General features: G+C 69.1%; 19 protein-coding genes and 2 tRNA genes. 13 read left to right on the forward strand and 8 right to left on the reverse strand.

Annotated elements, in window-relative coordinates:
* Window positions 1-16 precede the first annotated feature (16 nt).
* The 11 genes from B7K20_RS05705 (at window position 17) to B7K20_RS05755 (ending at window position 11,672) form a co-directional block, all read left to right on the forward strand.
* Window positions 17-877, forward strand: coding sequence for an ABC transporter ATP-binding protein (locus B7K20_RS05705; RefSeq protein WP_084101456.1), 861 nt, complete (start codon window positions 17-19; stop codon window positions 875-877).
* Entirely contained in the window at window positions 874-1,689 is an 816-nt protein-coding gene (locus B7K20_RS05710) for an ABC transporter permease (RefSeq protein WP_234985732.1), read from the forward strand. Before B7K20_RS05705 ends, B7K20_RS05710 begins: the two co-directional genes overlap by 4 nt.
* Window positions 1,690-1,738: 49 nt before the next feature.
* Window positions 1,739-2,317 carry a hypothetical protein gene (locus tag B7K20_RS05715; RefSeq protein ID WP_084101460.1) on the forward strand — a complete coding sequence of 193 codons (579 nt, stop codon included), beginning with the start codon at window positions 1,739-1,741 and terminating at the stop codon, window positions 2,315-2,317.
* 85 nt (window positions 2,318-2,402) lie between these two features.
* Complete coding sequence (locus B7K20_RS05720; protein ID WP_159449338.1) at window positions 2,403-3,806, forward strand: cell wall metabolism sensor histidine kinase WalK; 1,404 nt, start codon at window positions 2,403-2,405, stop codon at window positions 3,804-3,806.
* On the forward strand, window positions 3,803-4,465 hold the full coding sequence (locus B7K20_RS05725) for a response regulator transcription factor (protein WP_084101464.1): 663 nt from the start codon (window positions 3,803-3,805) through the stop codon (window positions 4,463-4,465). Before B7K20_RS05720 ends, B7K20_RS05725 begins: the two co-directional genes overlap by 4 nt.
* Before the next feature lie 112 nt (window positions 4,466-4,577).
* Window positions 4,578-5,852 carry a sensor histidine kinase gene (locus tag B7K20_RS05730; RefSeq protein WP_159449339.1) on the forward strand — a complete coding sequence of 425 codons (1,275 nt, stop codon included), beginning with the start codon at window positions 4,578-4,580 and terminating at the stop codon, window positions 5,850-5,852.
* A complete protein-coding gene (locus B7K20_RS05735; RefSeq protein ID WP_084101468.1) occupies window positions 5,849-6,517 on the forward strand; it encodes a response regulator transcription factor in 669 nt (222 codons plus the stop codon). The genes B7K20_RS05730 and B7K20_RS05735 overlap by 4 nt, the downstream gene beginning before the upstream one ends.
* A 137-nt stretch (window positions 6,518-6,654) precedes the next feature.
* The gene (locus tag B7K20_RS05740; RefSeq protein WP_084101470.1) at window positions 6,655-7,398 is read left to right on the forward strand and encodes an ABC transporter ATP-binding protein; all 744 of its coding nucleotides are present in this window, start codon (window positions 6,655-6,657) and stop codon (window positions 7,396-7,398) included.
* Window positions 7,398-9,986 carry an ABC transporter permease gene (locus tag B7K20_RS05745; RefSeq protein ID WP_084101472.1) on the forward strand — a complete coding sequence of 863 codons (2,589 nt, stop codon included), beginning with the start codon at window positions 7,398-7,400 and terminating at the stop codon, window positions 9,984-9,986. Before B7K20_RS05740 ends, B7K20_RS05745 begins: the two co-directional genes overlap by 1 nt.
* A 546-nt stretch (window positions 9,987-10,532) precedes the next feature.
* Complete coding sequence (locus B7K20_RS05750; protein WP_144018559.1) at window positions 10,533-11,081, forward strand: hypothetical protein; 549 nt, start codon at window positions 10,533-10,535, stop codon at window positions 11,079-11,081.
* A 3-nt stretch (window positions 11,082-11,084) separates the two neighbouring features.
* Window positions 11,085-11,672: a hypothetical protein gene (locus B7K20_RS05755; RefSeq protein ID WP_084101476.1), complete on the forward strand. Its 588-nt coding sequence runs from the start codon at window positions 11,085-11,087 to the stop codon at window positions 11,670-11,672.
* Between the two features lie 205 nt (window positions 11,673-11,877).
* On the opposite strand, the gene B7K20_RS05760 is transcribed toward B7K20_RS05755, so the two are convergent.
* Together B7K20_RS05760 and B7K20_RS05765 are read right to left on the reverse strand one after the other, a co-directional pair.
* On the reverse strand, window positions 11,878-12,951 hold the full coding sequence (locus tag B7K20_RS05760; RefSeq protein ID WP_084101478.1) for a UDP-N-acetylmuramate dehydrogenase: 1,074 nt from the start codon (window positions 12,949-12,951) through the stop codon (window positions 11,878-11,880).
* A 23-nt stretch (window positions 12,952-12,974) separates the two neighbouring features.
* Window positions 12,975-14,324, reverse strand: a complete 1,350-nt coding sequence (locus tag B7K20_RS05765) for an MFS transporter (RefSeq protein ID WP_084101480.1) — start codon at window positions 14,322-14,324, stop codon at window positions 12,975-12,977.
* A 96-nt stretch (window positions 14,325-14,420) separates the two neighbouring features.
* Here B7K20_RS05765 and B7K20_RS05770 point away from each other — a divergent pair, with 96 nt between their 5' ends.
* The gene (locus B7K20_RS05770; protein WP_084101482.1) at window positions 14,421-15,461 is read left to right on the forward strand and encodes a substrate-binding domain-containing protein; all 1,041 of its coding nucleotides are present in this window, start codon (window positions 14,421-14,423) and stop codon (window positions 15,459-15,461) included.
* Between the two features lie 6 nt (window positions 15,462-15,467).
* Here B7K20_RS05770 and B7K20_RS05775 read toward each other — a convergent pair whose 3' ends face one another.
* The 6 genes from B7K20_RS05775 to B7K20_RS05800 all read right to left on the reverse strand — a co-directional run bounded on the left by B7K20_RS05775 (window position 15,468) and on the right by B7K20_RS05800 (window position 18,673).
* Entirely contained in the window at window positions 15,468-15,899 is a 432-nt protein-coding gene (locus tag B7K20_RS05775) for a MaoC family dehydratase (protein ID WP_084101484.1), read from the reverse strand.
* Window positions 15,896-16,342, reverse strand: a complete 447-nt coding sequence (locus tag B7K20_RS05780) for a MaoC family dehydratase N-terminal domain-containing protein (protein ID WP_084101485.1) — start codon at window positions 16,340-16,342, stop codon at window positions 15,896-15,898. The genes B7K20_RS05775 and B7K20_RS05780 overlap by 4 nt, the downstream gene beginning before the upstream one ends.
* Window positions 16,343-16,532: 190 nt before the next feature.
* Window positions 16,533-17,987: an NCS2 family permease gene (locus B7K20_RS05785; RefSeq protein WP_084101486.1), complete on the reverse strand. Its 1,455-nt coding sequence runs from the start codon at window positions 17,985-17,987 to the stop codon at window positions 16,533-16,535.
* Between the two features lie 250 nt (window positions 17,988-18,237).
* Entirely contained in the window at window positions 18,238-18,402 is a 165-nt protein-coding gene (gene rpmG, locus B7K20_RS05790; protein ID WP_042213233.1) for a 50S ribosomal protein L33, read from the reverse strand.
* A gap of 68 nt (window positions 18,403-18,470) precedes the next feature.
* Window positions 18,471-18,544: transfer RNA gene (locus B7K20_RS05795), tRNA-Met, on the reverse strand.
* A gap of 53 nt (window positions 18,545-18,597) precedes the next feature.
* Window positions 18,598-18,673 (reverse strand) — tRNA-Thr (locus B7K20_RS05800).
* 120 nt (window positions 18,674-18,793) lie between these two features.
* Between B7K20_RS05800 and B7K20_RS05805 the strand changes: the two genes are divergently transcribed.
* Window positions 18,794-20,125 (forward strand): winged helix-turn-helix domain-containing protein, encoded by a 1,332-nt coding sequence (locus B7K20_RS05805; protein ID WP_084101487.1) that lies wholly within the window; start codon window positions 18,794-18,796, stop codon window positions 20,123-20,125.
* Window positions 20,126-20,137: the final 12 nt, after the last annotated feature.

Here is a 20,137-nt window from a genome sequence, read left to right on the forward strand (position 1 = left end):
AGCTAGCCTCGTAGTCATGTCCGATGCGGTGGTGCGGGTCCGTGGCCTGGTGAAGTCCTATGGCGGGGTGAGGGCGGTCGACGACCTGGACCTCACCATCGCGCGCGGTGAGGTGTTCGCGCTGCTGGGTCCCAATGGCGCGGGCAAGTCCACGACCGTCGAGATTCTCGAGGGCTTTCGCACGCGCGACGGCGGCGACGTCGATGTGCTGGGGATCGACCCGATCATGGCGACCCGGTCGTGGCGCGAGCGCGTGGGCCTCATGTTGCAGTCCACGTCCCCGCGCTCGTTCCTCACGGCTCGCGAGGCCCTCACCCATGCGACAGCGCTGTACTCGAACCCCCGCGACGTCGACGAGACGCTCGCGGCGGTGGGCCTCACCGACAAGGCAGACGAGAAGCCGCAGGAGCTCTCGGGCGGCCAGCGCCGCAGGCTCGACGTGGCCCTCGCGGTCATCGGCCGGCCCGAGCTGATCTTCCTCGACGAACCCACCACCGGCTTCGATCCCGAGGCGCGACGCCAGTTCTGGCGCCTCATCGAGTCACTCACGGACGATGGCACCACCGTGGTGCTGACCACGCACTACCTCGACGAGGCCGACCACCTCGCGGACCGCATCGGTATCCTCGCGCGCGGTCGCTTGGTCGCGCTCGACACCCCCGCGGGGCTGCGCTCGCTCGCGACCGGCGCTCGGGTGTCCTGGAGCGAGGACGGCGCCACGCGCACCGAAACCACGGCGACACCGAGCGCACTGCTGCGCGACCTGCTGTCGCGGTACGACGGCGAGGTGCCCGGACTCGAGGTGGTGCACCCCAGTCTCGAGGACGTCTACCTCGACCTCATCGGCCAGACGGCCGATGCCGGGGCTCAGTCGTGAGCGCCCGCACCGCGCCGTCGTGGTGGTCGATGACCGCCGACCGCTTTGTAGTCGAGGTGAAGGAGTTCATGCGCTCACGCGAGCAGATGATCTTCATCTTCTTCTTCCCGATGATCTTCCTCGCACTGTTCGGGGCCATCTTCAACACCGACGACCTGTACGGCACCGGGGTGTCCTTCGGGCAATACTTCCTGGCGGGCATGATCGCGTCCGGCATGCTCAACACGGGCTTCCAGTCCCTCGCGATCTCGATCTCGATCGACCGTTCCGAGGACGTGCTGAAGCGCATTCACGCGACTCCCCTGCCACCCACGGCCTACTTCTTCGGGAAGATCCTCCAGGTGCTCGCGGTCTCGGTGGTGCAGATCGCCCTGCTCATCGTGATGGGTGTGCTCCTGTTCGACGTCACGCTGCCGCCCGACGCGTGGCACTGGTTCACGTTCGCGTGGGTGTTCGTCCTGGGTCTCGCGTGCTCGACGGCCTGGGGCATTGCGACCTCGTCGCTGCTGCGCAACGGCAAGGCCGCCTCCGCGATCCTCACGCCGGTGGTGCTGGTGCTGCAGTTCACCTCGGGCGTGTTTTTCGTGTTTACCGAGTTGCCCACGTGGCTGCAGCGCTTCGCCGAGGTATTCCCGCTCAAGTGGCTCGCGCAGGGCATGCGCTCGGTGTTCCTGCCCGAGCAGTTCGAGGCCGCGGAGGCCGCCGGCTCGTGGCAGCTGCCCCTCATCGCGATCATGCTCACGGTGTGGCTCGTCGCGGGGCTGGTCATTTCCGCGCGCACGTTCCGCTGGCTGCGCCTGGACGACCGTTAGGCGCGGCGCCTGAGGGTTTCCTCAGGTTCCGCCGGACACACTCGTGCGCATGGCTTTTCCCTCCATCCGTACCGTCGCTGTGGCGGCCGGATTCCTTGGCCTCACCATGATCGTCGCGGGCACCGCGACCGCGATGGCGGGAGCTCAGGACGGCGGCGCGGTGGGTACCGGCATCAAGCTCACGCAGGTGGAGGAGCCGGCCGCGACACCCGCGCCCGCCGCTTCGCGCGGCGCCGACATGATTCCCGGCATGCCCATCGAGGTGGGCGCCGACCCGCTGCTGACGTGCGACGCGGAGGGCGACTGCTCCTCTGCCGGCGAGACGCCCGCGCCCGCCGCGCCCGCCGCGGCGGCCACGGATGCGGTGGCGAAGCCCGTCGCGGCCACCGCGGCCACCGCTGATCAGGGCGCGACGGACACGGCGGTCGGCAAGCGCGCCGACGACGCCGGTAGCGAACGCGACGGTAGGGGCGACCAAGGCAGCGGTAGCGACAATGCCGACGAGCGCGGTCGCGGCGCACTCCACCCTGACGACCGCGCGGGCCCTGCGAGCACGAAGACCCCGGAGCGGGCATCGCACCCCACCCGTGCCTCCTCCCCCTCCCACGCTCGGGCCGGCCGGCACTGATCGCCTCCCACCGTCCCTCGCGCTAGCGTGAGCGCTACGGACGGAAGGAGAGGCCATCCCGCGATTCATGCACCGCGCGACGCAAATGGCACAGCGCACTTCGGTGCGCGCTCGCCTGCTGACCTACCTGATCGCGCTGACCGCCGCCGCACTGCTCATGGCCGGGCTGACCGCCTGGGCCATCGAACGCGCGCGTATCGACAACCAGATCACCGACGGGATCGCGCTGCGCACGCAGGCCTTCATCGACCTCGCCAACGACGTCGACCCCACCACGGGTGAGCCCTACGCCTCGTCCACCGACCTCATGCGCGAGGCGATGCTGCGCGTGGTGGCGAGCCCCACGGAGTCGGCCGTCGCCCACGTGGGCGTCGTGGCTCGTTACGTCCCGTCCGCGCCCAGCCGGCTGCGCCTCGAGGACGACGAGGAGTTCCTCGAGGAGGCCTCGCAGCATGCGGCCGACACGGTGGTGGTGCGCGAGGTCGTGACGGACACCGCCGACTACCGCTACGCCGCCGTGCCCATCGTCGAGCCCGACGGTGAGCAGGTGGGCGTCTTCACCATCGCCACCGATCGCGGCGCGCTGCAGGCGAACCTCGCCGAAACCTTCCAGCTGTACGCCCTGGTGGCCGCGCTCGCGCTGGCCATCATTGGCGTGGTCGCGTGGACCACGGTGGGCCGCACACTCCAGCCCATCGCGACGCTCGAGGCCCGCACGCGGCGCATCTCGGAGCACGACCTGTCCCAACGCATCCCCGTCGAGGGCCACGACGACCTGGCGCGGCTCACCGCGACGGTCAACGCGATGCTCGATCGCATCGAGCGGGCCTTCGACGACCAAAGTCGCCTGCTCGACGACGCCTCCCACGAGCTACGCACCCCGCTGGCCATCATGCGCACCAACCTCGAGGTGCTCGAGCCGCGCGACCCCGACGAGGTGGAGCGCTCGCAGCGCGAGCTGCTCGAGGAGGTGTCGATGATGTCGCGCCTGGTCGACGATCTCGTCACGCTGGCGAAGTCCGACCGCCCCGAGTTCATCGATCCGGTCGAGACCGACCTCGCGGAACTGACGGAATCCGCCTTCGCGCGCGCCAGCGCGCTCGGCGAGCGCGAGTGGCAGCTCGACGGCATCGCGCACGGCCCGGCGACCGTCGACCCGCAGCGCATCACGCAGGCCTGGCTCCAGCTCGCGGCGAACGCCGTGAAGTTCTCGCCGCCTCACTCGCGCATTCTGTTGGGCTCGTCCGTCACGCCGACCCAGATCCGCCTGTGGGTGTCGGACGAGGGCGTCGGCATCCCCGCCACCAAGCATGAGGAGATCCTGGAGCGCTTCCACCGGCTCGATCCCGACGTCGAGGGCTCGGGGCTGGGACTGACCATCGTCGTCGCGATCGCGGCCGCCCATGGCGGACGGCTCGATCTCTTCTCCGAGCCGGGCCGCGGCTCGACCTTCACCATGATTCTTCCCAGGAACGGAGAGCCCGGATGATTCGCATGCTGCTCGTCGAGGACGAGGACAAGCTGGTCGCCTCCCTCATCAAGGGCCTGCGCACCGCCGACATCGATGTCGAGGCGGTCCGCACGGGCCGCGAGGGACTCGAGCGCGCCGTCGAGGGCGACCACGACATCATGGTCCTCGACATCGGCCTGCCCGACCAAGAGGGCTTCACGCTGCTCAGGCGCCTGCGTGCGACCGGCTCGGACCTGCCCGTCATCATTCTCACCGCCCGCAGCTCCGCCGAGGACACGGTGCGCGGGCTCGAGCGCGGCGCCGACGACTACATGGCCAAGCCGTTCGTCTTCGACGAGCTGGTCGCGCGCATTCGGCTGCGCGCCCGCAAGCCTCCCGAGGAGGCGCCCGTGCCCGAGGGCGTCCTCGTGGTGGGAAGCTGCGAGCTCGACCCGATCGCCCGCGTGCTCACGTGCGACGGCGCCCCTATCCCGCTCAGCCCCCGCGAGTTCCAGCTCGCCCACCTGCTGATGACTCGCGGCGGCGAGGTGGTGCCGCGCGCCGAGGCCCTCGAGCACGTGTGGGGATCGGCCGCGCGCGACAACGTCCTCGACGTCTACATTCGCTATCTGCGCTCCCACCTGGGCCCGCACGCGATCGAGACCATCCGCGGGGTCGGTTACCGGTTCGTCGGCTAGGGCCGATGCGTCACGTGCCTGACGTACGTCGGGCGGGTGGAGTACGGGGCCAGCCACGGCATCGGCCGTATGAACGATGTCGCGGCGGCGGATGCCGCCCTACGCTGGGCGGATGGACGTGAAAGCCCCGCGCTGGGTCGACGCCGCGATCGCGGCCGCCCTGCTGCTCGTCTCGGTCGCATGGGCGCTGTCGCTGACACACGTCTCGCTCGAGGACTACCGCCCGATGGACGCCGCGGGGTGGACGCTGATGGCACTCATGGTGGTGCCGCTGGTGTGGCGTCAGCGCTATCCGCGGGCGGTGCTGTGGTGCACGTTCGCCGTGTGGATGCTGGTCGCGGGGATGGGATACGAGCCGACTCCCGCGATGCTGGGCCTGTTCCTCGCGCTGTATGGCGTCGCTTCGTCCACGCCGCGCAATGTCGCCCTCACGCACGCGGCCGTGCTGCTCGTCATCGCGCTGGCGTGGACGGTCTTGGGCATCGCCACGGTCGACGGCGTGGGGGTCTACGCGCTCGTCATGGAGCCGGTGGCGATCGCCATCCCGGTGCTGCTGGGCATGAACGATCGCCGTCGCCGCGAGCGCGTGACGGAGCTCGAGGTCGCCCACGCGAGGCGCGAGCAGGCCGGCTATGAGGCGGCCGCTGACGCCGTGCGCGCCGAGCGTGCCCGCATCGCGCGCGAGCTTCACGATGTGGTCGCGCACGAGATGACGGTCATGACGCTCCAGGCGGAGGGGGCGCGCCGACGGCTCGGCGACACCTCCCCGGAACTGCGCGACGCGCTGGCCACCATCGCCGCCTCGGGGCGCACGGGGCTCGAGGAGATGCAACGCATGATCCGGGTGCTGAGGGCCTCGGAGCAGGAGGCGGCCGAGCGCGCCGACGTGGACCGCGCCCTGGCGGGCGGACGCGGCGCCGAGCGCGCGCCGCTGCGCGACGAGCTGTCGCCCATGCCGTCGCTCGCGGCCCTGCCGGCACTCGTGCGCCAGGTGCGCGAGGCGGGGCTGCCCGTGACGCTCGAGATATCGGGTTCGTCGCACGTGCCCGCGGGCGTGGAGGTCAGCGCCTACCGGATCGTCCAGGAGGCGCTCACGAACGCGATGAAGCACGCGGGGCCGGGCGCGAGCGCGCAGGTCATCGTCAACAGGACGGCCGATGCCGTGCGCATCTCGGTCGAGGACGACGGCAAGGGCGTGGGTTCCGACGGCGCACGGGTCTCCGGGGGGCACGGCTTGGCTGGCATGGTGGAGCGGGTACAGGCTCTTGGCGGAGCGCTGTCGCACGGGCCTCGCCGCGGAGGCGGCTTCGAGGTGCACGCCGTGCTGCCCTCGGGGGACGATCAGGTGACGGAGGCCGCGCACGCGGCGGAGGGTGAGGGCCGATGATTCGGGTGGCGCTGGTCGACGACCAGGCGATGGTGCGGGTGGGGCTGCGCATGATTCTCGAGACCGAGGACGACATGGAGGTCGTGGCGGAGGCGGCCGACGGCGCCGAGGCCGCCGCGATGGTGAGGACGCACTCCCCCGACGTGGTGCTCATGGACATCCGCATGCCAGGCATGGACGGCCTCGCCGCGACCGCCGAGGTGCTCGCCGGTAGCCCCGACACCAAGGTCGTCATCCTGACGACCTTCGACGACGACGAGTACGTGTACGAGGCGCTTCGGGTGGGCGCGTCCGGGTTTCTCCTGAAGAGCGCCGACGGCGACACGCTTGTGGGCGCGGTGCGCGTGGTCGCCGGCGGCGAGGCGCTGCTCGCACCCGAGGTGACCCGGCGGGTCATCGAGCGGTTCGCGGCGACCACCCCGGCCGATCCTGCGCAGCACGAACCCAGCCCCGAGGCCATCGGCGACCTCTCCGAACGCGAGGTGGAGGTACTGCGCCTCATCGCGCGCGGCATGTCCAACCAGGAGATCGCCCAGGAGCTGTGGGTGTCGTCCACGACCGTGAAGACCCACGTGAGCCACATCCTCACCAAGTTGGGAGTGCGCGACAGGGTCCAGGCCGTGGTCGAGGCCTACGAGTCGGGAATCGTGGTCCCCCGAGGCTGAGCCGGGGGTCATCCCTGAGTAGGGGCCTTCGAAACCATTCGCGTGGCCGATACGCATGCGGGTGCCAGGGTTGGCAGACTGGGCGCGTCGACGATGACGTCCGCTCCCTCCCTTCCTGCCCGACGAAAGGCACCACCATGACCTCCACCGCCGCACCCGCGCTCGCGGCCTCGATGCGAGACGGCTACAAGGACTACGGCACGGGCGAGGCGGCGGTACGCGCGCTCGATGGCGTCAGCGTCGACATCGCGCGCAGCGAGTTCACCGCCATCATGGGCCCCTCGGGCTCGGGCAAGTCGACGCTGCTGCACACGCTCGCGGGTCTCGACAAGCTGTCGGCGGGCTCCTCGACCATCGCCGACACGACCATCACGCAGCTGTCCGAGGCGCAGATCACCGAGGTGCGCCGCAAGTACATCGGCTTCGTCTTCCAGTCCTTCAACCTCATCCCTTCGCTCACGGCGCGCGAAAACATCACGCTGCCGCTCGACATCTCCGGCACCAAGGTCGACAAGGCGTGGTTCGACGAGATCATCGGCATCCTGGGCCTGGGCCAACGCCTCACCCACCTGCCCGCCGAGCTCTCGGGCGGTCAGCAGCAGCGCGTCGCCGTGGCGCGTGCGCTCGTATCGCGGCCCGAGATCATCTTTGCCGACGAGCCCTCGGGCAACCTCGACTCCCGCTCCGGCGCCGAGCTGCTGTCATTCATGCAGCGCGCCGTCAAGGAGTTTGGCCAGACCATCGTCATGGTGACGCACGACCCGACGGCCGCGTCCTACGCCGACCGCATCCTGTTCCTCGAGGACGGCCAGATCGTCGACGAGATGCGTGAGCCCACTGCCGAGCGCGTGCTGGACCGCATGAAGCAGATGGGGCACTGATGTTCCGCCTCGCACTCAAGTCCGTACGCCATAACCCCAAGCGCCTCATCCTCACCGCGATCGCGGTGGCGCTGGGAGTCTCGCTGGTGGCGGCAACCCAGACCTTCACCAACGCCCTGTCGAGCGGGTTCTCCGATCTGTTCGACGACATCTATTCCGGCACCGACATCGTGGTGGAGTCCGATCCCGACGCGGCCGACGAGGACGACCAGGGCGGCGACCCATTCGCGGCGGCCGAGGGCGTCTTCACGCCCGCCGACGTCGAGGCGATCGGCGCCGTCGAGGGCGTCTCGATCGCGGCCGGCGGACTCCAGGTCAACGGCTCCGTGGTGGGCCCCGACACCGGGGACGAGCCCGATGACCCGCTCGCCTCCGCGGGCGGCGCGCCCAGCCAGATCTTCAACTGGTACGGCGAGCCCCGCGTGGACCAGTCCACCGTCGTCGACGGCCGCGGCGTTCAGGCCGACGGCGAGATCGTGCTCGACCTCGACTCCGTCGAGAATCTCGGGTACGCGATCGGCGACGAGGTGCGCGTCTCGACCGATGCGGGCGTGGACGAGTTCGCGCTCGTGGGCACCGTGCGCTTTGGCGAGGACAACTCGCTGCAGGGAGCGACGCTCGCGTACATCTCCGACGCCGACGCGCACCGGCTGGCGGACGACCCCAACTACGCGTCGGTGAGCGTGATCGCCGAGGAAGGCGAGGACCTGGACCGACTGGCGTCGAGCATCGGCGAGGTGCTGCCCGAGGGCACGCGCGCCATCACCGGCGAGGACAAGGCGGCCGAACAGACCGAGGCCCTTGACGAGGTGCTCCAGTACGTCGACATCTTCGCGATCGCGTTCGCCTTCATCTCGCTGTTCGTGGGCGCCTACATCATCGTCAACACCTTCCGCATCATCGTCACCCAGCGCACGCGCGAGTTTGGCCTGATGCGCGCGATCGGCGTCACGGGGCGTCAGATCCGCTCCATGATTCTGCTCGAGGCGCTCGTGGTCGCCCTCATCGCCTCCACGCTCGGCGTAGTGCTGGGATACCTGCTGGCGCTCGCGTTCGCGTGGCTCGTGTCGCTGTTTGCCGGGGACATCTTCGGCACCATGACCCTGCCCCTCGAGGCGGTCGGGTGGGCGTACGCGATGGGCGGCGCCGTCACGCTGGTCTCGGCGCTCCTGCCCGCCATTCACGCGTCCCGCGTGGCCCCCATGGAGGCGCTGCGCGAGTCCGCGACGGGCGGGAAGAAGCCGCTCAAGGTGCGCAACATCGTGGGAGCGGCGCTCGCCCTGATCGGCGCCGTCCTGGTCACCGTCGGCCTCTATGCGGGGCTGGACAAGCCGTACATCTGGGTGGGCGCCGGCGCGGCCATGCTCGTCATCGGCGTCACGCTGCTCGCGGCGCAGTTGCTGTCACCGCTCGCGGGCGGGATGCGCAGGCCCCTGTCCGCGTGGTTCCGGGTGGACGGCAAGCTCGCCGCCAACAACATCCAGCGCGAGCCACGGCGCAGCGCCAACACGGCCGCCGCTTTGATGATCGGCGTGATGCTCCTCGCCCTCGTGGCCACCTTCACCGAATCCCTGAAGTCCGTCGTCACGGAGGAGTTCGCCTCGACCAAGGCCGACCTCTTCGCCACCGGCGCCCAGGGGCCTGTGCCCGATGGAGCGATCGACGTCATCGAATCGGTCGATGGGGTGGCATTCACCAGCTCGGTGGGTTTCGGCACCGCCACGTACGACGACATGGACTACGCCGTCGCCGTGCTCGACCCCGCCACCGCCGCGGAGACCTACGAGTACGCGACGGACCCCGCCATCGGCGAACTGTCGGACGGCGAGGTCTACATCAACCCCACCATCGAGGAGGTCGGTGTGGAGGTGGGGGACGAGGTGGTGCTCACGGGCCCCGAAGGTGAGGCCCCCCTCGAGGTGACCGGCCTGTATCTCAGCGAGAACGAGGGTGCCTTCTTCGTGACCTTCCCCACGGGTGAGGACCTGTTCGGGGACGTCCAGGTGGTCCAGACCCTGATCGTCTTCGACGACTCCGTGGTGGCCGACGACGCCGAGAACCCGGGCGGCGCCGTGACCTTCTCCGAGCAACAAGAGGCCATCCAGGAGGCCCTCAGCGAGGACTTCCCACTCGTCATCCTCGCCCAGCCGGGTCAGCTCGAGCAGCTCGCCAACCAGTTCATCGACCTGCTGCTGGGGATCATCTCGGCACTGCTCGGATCGGCGCTGGTGATCGCCCTGCTGGGTGTCGCCAACACGCTGCTGCTGTCCGTGACGGAACGCACCCGCGAGATCGGCCTGCTGCGGGCCGTCGGCATGAAGCGCCGCTCCGTGTGGCGCATGATCACCATCGAGTCGATGATCATGGCCGTTTTCGGCACCATCCTGGGCATGGTCCTGGGTGTAGCGCTGGGATCCGCGCTGGTGCTGTCGCTGGCCGATTTCGGCTTCAACGGCGTCACCATCCCGTGGGTGTGGCTCATCGTCTACACGGTATTGGCGGCGATCGCCGGCGTGCTCGCCGCGATCTGGCCCGCCTACCGCGCCTCGCGACTGGACATCCTGCAGGCCATCGCGGCGGACGGGTAGCGCCTCGACACGCGCGCAGGGTGGGTTTGGGTGGCAAACGGGCGAGCAGATGCCACCCGAACCCACATCTCGCTACGGGCGGGACAGACGCGGCCAAACCACTGAACTAGAGGGTGGAGGCTGCGGTCAATCACGCGCACGTCAGGGTGAGGCAGGCGATCCGGATGCCATCGTCCACGTGTGCAGGTCCACGTCGCGAATAGCACAGCTTCGTCGATCGCACCAAGGTGGTAGACCCAGTGCCAACAGTGAAATTCCTCACTTGCCACGCATCCAGGCACAGCGCGCGATAAGTTCGATGTGGAGTGATTCATCGGCTCGCAGAGGTCATGGGAGGAAAGAAATGCAACAACCCCTGTCAGTAAGAATGAAGAACTTGCTCGCTCTCGGCGTTGCATTGGGCGCAGTGGCGGGGGGAGTAATAGCACCTAACGCTCACGCGTCCGATCATGCGGTCGCCACGCCCGACCCAGCGAATGATGAGCTCGTGCCCGGCCGTTCGTCGCGGGTGACTCCGTTCCCCTCGCGGAAATCAAAGTGAGGGAGATGGAAGTCCACGACGGAATGATGATCACCGCAGTCGACGACTACGCCAATGAGACGCCACTCGTGGTTGAGGGCGACAACCTGGTTGCTCTCGAAGACTCGCGCGCGGTCACAGTCGATGGAAAGGCGGCACTCGAGGATGCGGGTCTAGAGGACGCGGAACTCGCGGAACCCTTGCAACTGCAGGTTTTCGAAGGCCCCGTGGTTCAGCCGATGTCAACCTGCGGGAGCTGGATGAACTGGGTTGCGCCTGCAGGCGGGAGCTGGAACACGAGTAGCAAGACGTGCGGCGTCTGGGGCGCTACAGCCAACGCAAAAACCACCTACACGTGGGACGTTGCGAACGCGGGCGCTTGTGCCCAGGCGAAAGGCTATGCACGCCACTTCAGCGATCACTTCTACTATGAGGCGTACTGGAAAGGTGGTGGCTGTGACGAGGCTTACGCACGCAACTATATTGAGGTGACTTGGGGCGAGGTCCTTTCAGTACCGAGCATGAAGTTCCGATCCACGTCGTACACCAACGGGTCGTCGGGAGACTGGAACTAATTCATGTCTAGGGCTGACGTCAACAGGCAGAGCAGGGACCACCCGAATACAGCGGGGCGGATGCTCATGGCGGGGGCTGCACTTCTCGCCTCAGTGTTGCTCCTTTGGGGATTGAATGAACTCGCCCGTTCCTCCTGGATCTGGCAAGACGAGCATCGGGTCTTGTTCGATGTGTCGTCGTGGGGGTACAGGCTAGGGGTGCGCATCGTGCTCCCACTGGGTGCAGCGCTGATCGTCTCCGGATTGTTCCGGTACGCGATCACAAGGGAAGCGCGCAACCGTTCGGAGAGTGTGTTGCGCCTCAGCAACGATGCGGCTAGAAAGCTCCGTCGTGGCGTCATTCTCTCGTGGGGGGTTCTTGCCGCTCTTGCGGTCGTTACCCTTGCCAACGGCTACATTACGCCGGAATTGTACGAAAGGTTTGGAATCGATTGGCCCGTCCAGGTTGGAACATGGCTTGAGGAACTCCTCAGGTACGTGGGTGTGCCGCTTGCGTGTGGCGTCTTCACGCTTCACTTCGTCTTTGACGGCTCGCCTTTTGTCGGGAGTTCTCAATCACAGAGCGAGCCGGTTGAGGTCTATGCACCATAGCGGATGCCCGTGTTCAACCTTGCGGGCCGTTCTTCGTTCTCCTTCCACCGTGGCGCCATCGACACTTTCATCCTGCTTGTGACCTCCCGAATGCCAAGGACGACGAGGGCGGACGAACTACCTCCGGTCCGGAGGCACCTGCGTCCGCCGTCGGAAATGTGGCCCATGCAGGGGTGACAGCGTCGTCGCCCGATGCCGTGGCTGGCTACAGCTCGACGCCCACCGTCACGGGTTCGGGCACCAGCTCGATTCCGAAGCGTCCCGCCACGCCCGCCTGAATCGCGCGTGCCAGCTCGACGATGTCGGCCGCGGTCGCCGCACCCCGGTTCGTCAACGCCAAGGTGTGCTTGGTCGACAGCCCGGCGGGCGCATCGGCCGCCACGGCGAAGCCGCGCGCAAACCCGGCGCGCTCGATCAGCCACGCCGCCGACGTCTTGACCATGCCCCCGGCGACCGCGAAGCGGGGGGCGTCCTCGGGCAGGGCCGCGACGGCATCGGCCGTCAGGATCGGGTTGGTGAAGAACGAGCCCGCGGACCACGTGTCGTGGTCCTCGCCGTCGAGCACCATGCCCTTGGAGCGGCGCAGCGCGAGCACGGCCTCGCGAACCTCGGTCAACGGCACGCGCGCGCCCTCCGCGACGTCGAGCGTGGCGGCGAGTTGGGCGTACTTGATGGGCGCGGAAAGGCTCGCCATGCGGGTGTGAAAGGTGACGTCGAGGACGATGTAGCGGGGCGTGGGTCGCCAGGCCTCACCGTCGGGACCCTCTCCGCGCATGGAGCGCTTGAGCAGCGAGTCGCGGTAGCCGAATTGCAGCGCCACGAGCGGCAGCGAGCGCACGCGCTCCTCGAGGCGGTCCCAGGTGCGCACCAGCGCGACGGTGTCGGCCACCTCCTGGCCGTACGCGCCGACGTTCTGGACGGGCGTCGCGCCGGTCGAGCCGGGGATGCCCGACAGTGCCTCGAGCCCCATCCAGTCCTCGGCCACGGCCTGCTCCACGAGTCGGTCCCAGGGGGTTCCTGCGGTCGCGGTGATGGAAAGCCCACCGCAGGCGCCGTCGTTCTGAAGTGAGACGTCCGCGCGGGCGTCGCGCAGCACCACGCCGTCGAATCCCTCGTCGCTCACGAGCAGGTTGGACCCGCCGCCAAGCATGAGGAGCGGCGTCCCGGAGGAGTCGGCGTCGCGGACCGCGTCGATGAGGTCACGCTCGGTGCGCGCCTCCACGAGGTTGCGGATCGGACCACCCACGCGCAGCGTGGTGAGCTCGGCGAGGGTCGTCATGGTGACCAGCGTAGGGCGAGCGGCTACCGGTCGCGGTCGCCCGCGGCGGGGCCGCCCGCGGAGTCGTCGCCGATGTACGCCGCGTAGCCCGTCCCCGCCTCGTCCGCCGCGAGCGCGGCACGCTCCGCCCGGCGCCGGGCAAGGCGCTGCGAGCCGAACAGGGGTGCGTCGACCCGCACGGCGCGCGCGAGCACAAACGAGGTGACCGAGGCGAGCGACACCACGAGGAGAGCATCGCGCAGCGGCACCACCTCGGCGAGGAACCCGATGAGTTGGGGCACCAGCAGCCCCGCGACCGTCGAAAAAGACGCGACGGCAGACACCCTCGCGGCGGCGCGCGTGGGGTCGTCCGCTGCCGCGGAGAATGCGATCGGCACTCCCAGCGCGGCGCCGAGCCCCCACAGCACCGCGCCGAGCGGCACCCACGCGAAGGACGGCGCGAGTGCGAACACCAGCAGCCCCGCGACCACCAGCACCGCGGAAACACGCAGCGACACGACGCGGCCCAGCCGCGCGATGATGGGTGCGCCCGTCCAGCGCACCGACACCATCGCGACCACGAACACCCAGTAGATGATGTCGCCCATCGCCTCGGGCCGGCCAAAGTCGTCCACCACCGTGAGCGCCATCCATTGCGCGGCGGTCATCTCCGTCATCGAGGCGGCGAACACGATGAGGCCGATGAGGATGACACGCCGGTCGCGGTACTCGGCCTTCGCCGTCGCGAAGGGCCCACCGAGGGTGGCCGATGCCGTGGCCGGCTGCGCGGATCCGTCCAGGCAGGCGAGGGGAACGATCGCGATACGGACGGTGGTGATGACGGCCGCGGCAGCGAGAAAGTGCCATAGCGGGGCGACGCCCGCGTGCGAGGCGAGAGCGCCCGCCGCGAGCGACAGCGCCATGCCGATCGAGAAGGCTCCGTGGAACTGGCTCATCACGGCCTTGCCGAGGTGGCGTTCGACGGTCGCGGCCTCGGCATTGATCGCGACGTTGATGAAGGCCATGGAAAACGTCACGAGGAAGTAGCCCACCGAGAACAGCCACAGCTGGGAGACCTCGGTGGACAGGCCGACGAGGCTGATGGCGATGGCCCACGTCACGCTCGACCACACCAGCAGGGCCCGGGTGCCGAACCGGGCGGCCGCCCAGCCGGTGACGAGCAGCGCGATGAGGGAGCCGACCGCCCCGGCGGCGATGAGCAACGCGAGGCGGCCCGAGCTGACCCCGAGCATGTCCCTGATGGTGGGCACACGCGACAGGAACGTCGCGAGACAGGCGCCCATCAGGACAAACAGCGCGAGGACGCCGCCGCGAGCCTGGGCAACGCGGCGGCCGGAAGGCTCGAGCGTAGGCGCGAATCGCAGCGTGGGCATCGGTCGCACGCTCCTTCACTCGGCACTGGCGGGCGGTACTACTGTAGGAGCACGCACGACGAGGAGGATTCGGTGGCGAGGACACGACGACCCACGATGGCCGACGTGGCCGCAACCGCGAAGGTGTCGTTGTCGACCGTGTCGCTGGCCTATTCGGGTGCCGGGCCCATCTCCCCCGAGATGAAGGCCAAGGTGGAGCGCGCCGCCGCCGAACTGGGCTACACGGGTCCCTCGGCCCAGGCTCGCGCGCTGCGCTCGGGCCGCTCGGGCGTGGTGGGTGTGGTGATCCACGACTCCTTCACGCTCGCCTTCCGCGCGCCCCTCATCCTCAACGTCATGGATGGCCTGATCTCCGACCTGGGCGATATGGGACTGGGCGCCCTGCTCATCCCCGCCCCGCGCGGAGAGGAGGGCGAGACCTCCCTGCTGGAGTCGGCGCCCATGGACGCCGCCGTCATCCTGCGCGTGCGCGACCACGACGACCCCGCGCTCGCCATCCTGCGCAAGCGCGGACTCCCGGTGGTCGTGATGGACGCCGAGCCACCCGCGGGCGGCGGCCAGGTCACCATCGACGACGGCGCTGCCACCCTCGAACTCATCGAGCACCTGCGCGAGCTGGGCCACGAGCGCATCGGCACCATCACGCTTCCCCATGCCCCGGGCCTCGAGACTCAGCTGCGGCCGGTCGACTACTGGCCCGAGACCTCCTGGGCTCCCATGCACCACCGCCTCGAGGCGTTCCGCCTGGCGGGCGTGAAGCCCTGCGTGGTGGTCGAGGCGCGCGAGTCGATGGTCGCCGAGGGCATCGCCGCCGGCCACCTGGCGCTCACCCACGAGTCACAGCCCACGGCGCTCGTAGTGCAGTCCGACCTGTTGGCCGCCGGCGCCATCCTGGCCGCGCGCGAGCTCGATCTGTCGGTCCCCGGCGACGTCTCGATCACCGGCTTCGACGGACTGGACCTCCCCTGGCTCGCCCCGCACGAGCTCACGACGGTGCATCAGGACGGCGTCGAGAAGGGTCACGCGCTCGCACGAGCCGTGAAGGACCTGCTCGACGGCAACGATCCGGCGCCCGTGCTCACGCCGCTCGAGCTGCGCATCGGCACCACGACCGCCCCGGTGGGCGGGGGCCGCTAAACCCGCCTAGTCGCAGTCGACGACGGCCTGGGCGCGTCCCAACACCTTGACGCCGTCGTGCTCGACCGTGAGGTCCACCCGTGCGGTGCGGCGCTCCTCGTCGAGGGCGCCGATCACGGCGCGGACGGTGACGAGAGCTTCGCCGGGGTTCGGCACCGGGATGGGGCGCGTGAAGCGCACCTGGTAATCGGAGACGTTGCCGGCTCCGGCCCATTCCTCGACCACGGACGCACCGACTCCCATGGTGAGCATGCCGTGCGCGATGACGCCGGGCAGGCCCACGGACTCGGCGACGACGTCGTTGTAGTGAATCGGGTTGAAGTCGCCCGAGGCGCCCGCGTAGCGCACCAGGGTGTCGCGCGTGACCGAGACGGCACGCTCGGCCACCTGCTGGCCCACCTCCAGGCCCGCGAAGTTGGGGCTTGTCGACTCGGTCATGCGTCCTCCCTCACGGCCAGCGTCGACACGACGGTCGCGACGGGGGCGCTGTCGGCGTCGACGAGCTCGGCCCGCGTGGTCACCATCGAGATGCCCGCACGCTGCTTGATCGTGTCGATGTGAATGGTGGTCGAGATGACGTCACCCGCGACCAGCGGACGCACGTGGGTGAAGCGCTCCTCGGCGTGCACCACCTTGGAGAAATCGACGCCCACCTCGGGATCCACGACCACGTGGAACTCGGCCTTCTGGGCGATGATCACCGCGAACGTGGTGGGGGCGACGAGATCGGCGTAGCCCTCGGCTCGCGCCACGGCGACGTCGACATGGGCACCGGAGAGGGCATCGACCGCGTCGGCGAACTCGCGGATCTTCACCCGCGTGACCTCGTACGGCTCGAAGGGGCCGTACTCGCGGCCCACGGCATCGGGATTCACTGGCACATCGGCCAGCCTAGCGAACCCGGGACACCCGCCCTCCTCGTGGCGCAATTGAGGACATCTGCGCCACGAAAGCGCAGTTCGTGTCGCACGTGGGGACATTTGCGCCACGGGGCGGGGCGGGGCCGGGCGGGGGAAATGCCGGGAGGCCCGCGGCGCTGACGCCACGGGCCTCCCGCACACACGCCGGCTGTTAGCCGATGGCCTCCATGATGGGGCCGAGCGCGAAGTACAGCACGAACGCGCCGGCGGCGCCCCACAGCAGCGGGTGGACCTTGCGGCCCGCGCCGGTGATGACCTGGAGAAGGACGTAGGAGATGAAGCCCACACCGATGCCGACGGAGATCGAGTAGCCGAACGGCATGAGGATGAACGTGAGGAATGCGGGGATCGCGATCCGGTAGTCCTTCCAGTCGATGTCGGCGACCTGCGACACCATGAGGAATCCGACGAGGACCAGGACGGGCGTGGCGGCCTCGAAGGGCACCAGCGCGTAAAGCGGCGTGAGGAACGTCGACAGCAGGAACGCGATGCCGGTCACCACGGAGGCAAGGCCGGTGCGCGCACCGTCACCCACACCCGCGGCGGACTCGATGTACGAGGTGTTCGAGGACACGGAGCCCAGACCACCGGCGGCGGCACCGATCGAGTCGACGATCAGGATCTGCTGGGTGCGCGGCGGGTTGCCGTTCTCGTCGTTCAGCTTGGCCTCGGCGCCCACGGCCGTCATGGTGCCCATGGTGTCGAAGAAGTCGGTGATGAGCAGCGAGAAGATCAGCAGCAGCGCGGTGAGGAAGCCCACCGACGCGAACCCGCCGAACAGGTCCACCTGGCCGATGAGCGAGAAGTCGGGAGCCGACACCGCGGAGTCCGGGATGGCGGGGACGACGAGGGCCCAACCGCCGGGGTTCTCGGCGCTCGTGGCACCCAGGCCGGCGACGGCCTCGACGATGACCGCCAGGACGGTGGCGACGATGATCGAGATGAGCAGCGCTCCGCGCACCTTCTTCACCATGAGGATGATGGCGGTGAGGAGTCCGACGAAGAAGACGATCATGGGCCAGGTGTCGATGTAGCCGCCGTCACCGAACTGGGTGATGGTGCCCGCGCCGGTCGAGACGATGCCCGCGTCCACCAGGCCGATGAACGCCAGGAACAGGCCGATGCCCACGGCAATGGCCTGCTTGAGGAACATCGGTACCGCGGCGAAGACCGCCTTGCGGAAGTTGGTGAGCACCAGCACCAGGATGATCGCACCCTCGATGACCACGAAGCCCATCGCCTCGGGCCACGACATGCCCGCGCGCGACGCGATCGAGTAGGCGAGGAAGGCGTTGATGCCGAGTCCCGCGGCCATCGCGAGAGGGAAGCGCGCCCACACGCCCATGAGGATCGACATGAGGCCGGCCACGAGGGCGGTCGCGGCGGCGACCAGCGGGATGTTGGGCTCCGTGCCGCCGCCGAGGAAGTTGCCCTCGCCGTCCGCGACCGTGCCGATGATGAGCGGGTTCAACACGACGATGTACGCCATCGTGAAGAAGGTGGTGAACCCACCGCGGATCTCCTGCCCGAAGGTGGAGCCACGCTGGGTGATCTCGAAGAAGCTGTCGACGCGGCCGATCAGGCCGGTGCGCGTTGGCGCAGACATAGATGTCTCCTCAGTAACTTGATGGGTGCTGAGTTCCCAGGTTGATTCTGCCGCTCGCGTCGGGGTTCGCGGAAGCGGACAGAGGAAGCGGCGCTAGCGTACCGTGCGCGCGCCCTCCTTTCTCACACACGGGAACGCCAAGGCGACGGTCGAGCGAAACCCCGCCACAGCATCGGCCGTATGACGCAGCCAGACAAAGCGAAAGGCCCGCCCCTCCGTGAGGAGGAACGGGCCTTCGCTGCAAAAAGACTTAGCGCGTCTCGCGGTGCGCGGTGTGCTTGCCGCACTTCCGGCAGAACTTGGAGAGCTCCACACGGTCAGGGTTGTTGCGGCGGTTCTTGCGCGTGATGTAGTTGCGGTCCTTGCACTCGGTGCACGCGAGCGTGATCTTCGGACGAACGTCGTTCTTGGCCATGGTTCTCTCCCAGCCTTGTGAGGACGCGCCGTGCGATAGGCGCGGTCGCGGACAGATCGTCCGCGTCGTAGCGAGGGCGGGACTTGAACCCGCGACCCCACGATTATGAGTCGTGTGCTCTAACCAACTGAGCTACCCCGCCGCGAGAATGGGACCGCCGCCGTCCTCGCGAGAGGTGCGGCGGCGAGCCATCCTTGGAGCCCCGACAGGGAATCGAACCCTGGACCTTTTCCTTACCATGGAAACGCTCTGCCGACTGAGCTATCGGGGCCAGCCGGACTAGGGTACACGCCCCGAGACCGATAAGTGAAATCGGCCCCGAGGGGTCTCTTTTGAGCGGCCGATGCCGTGGCCGGGTCGCGTTGTCGGCCCTCCTGGTTAGGGTGACGGAATGGGTCCCGATCTGACGGCACGCGAGGCGCGACGCATCTTCTTGGCGGCGCAGGGCCTCACCCGCGCGCGGCCGCGCCGGCGCGTGCGCCCCGCGGATGTGACTGCCTATCTGGAGCGCCAGGGCGTGCTGCAACTCGACACGGTCAACGTGCTCGCCCGCGCGCATTACGTGCCGCTGTACTCGCGCCTGGGGCCATACGACACGGCGATGGCGGACGACGTCCTGTGGGGGCACGAGCGCGGGCACGCGGCCGCCGCATTCGAGCACTGGGGGCACGAGGCCTCCGTCATGCCGCATGACCTGCTGCCGCTGATGTATCACCGCATGGTGGGCGGGGAGTCGTGGAAGGCGCGCACCAGGGCCTCGCTCGAGGCGGAACGCCCCGGCCTCATCGCCGCCGTGCAGACCGCGGTCGAGGAGCACGGGCCCGTCGTCGCGCGCGACCTCGAGCACCTCGCGCCCGCCGAGGGGCCGCGCGGGCCGTGGTGGGATCAGGGGCACGTGAAGCGCGCGCTCGAGTATCTGTTCATGACGGGCGGGGTGGCGGCGTCGCGGGGCAGGCATTTTGCGCGCACGTATGACTCGACCGAGCGGGCGTGGGGGGCGCCGCCTGCGACGCTGGGGGCAGACGGCCCTGGCGCGACTCCCGTGCAGTGGGGAGAGTCCCCGAGCGCCGCGCGCCAGGCGCTGTTCGACCGGGCCCTGTCCGCGTGCGGGATCGGCACGCTACGCGACCTCGCCGATCACTTCCGGCTGCCGTTCGCGCCAGGAGCCCGCGGCAGCGACGGCGAGGGAGCGGCGGCGTGGGCCGCGTCCGCGGTCGAGCGCGGCCTGGCCACGTGGGTCGCCGTCGAGGGGTGGAAGGAACCGGCGCTGCTGGCGGCGGGCGCCGAGGACCCCGGCCGCGCGGGTGCCACCGCGCTACTCAGCCCCTTCGACCCCGTGTGCTGGTTCCGGCCGCGCCTGAAACGCATGTTCGGGGTCGACTACCGCATCGAGATCTACACGCCAGAGGACAAGCGCCAGTACGGGTACTACTGCCTGCCGCTCCTCGTGGGCGAACAGATCCCCGCGCGATTCGACCTCAAGGCGGATCGGAAGGCGGGCCAGCTTCTGGTGCAGGCCTCATGGCGCGAGCCGGGTTCCGCGCCGGGAGCGCGGCGACTGGCGGACGATCGGGTCTCAGCGCACGCGGCCCGGGAATTACTGACCATGGCCGCGTGGTTGGACCTCCCGTCGGTCAGCGTCGCCCCTCGTGGCGACCTCGCCCCGGCCCTCGCATCGGCCCTGGTTCCCACGGGCGCCGGCACCGATGCGGCGTTAGGGTGAGCGGAGCGACTC

It is taken from the genome of Demequina sp. NBRC 110051 (assembly GCF_002090055.1).
Lineage (GTDB): Bacteria > Actinomycetota > Actinomycetes > Actinomycetales > Demequinaceae > Demequina.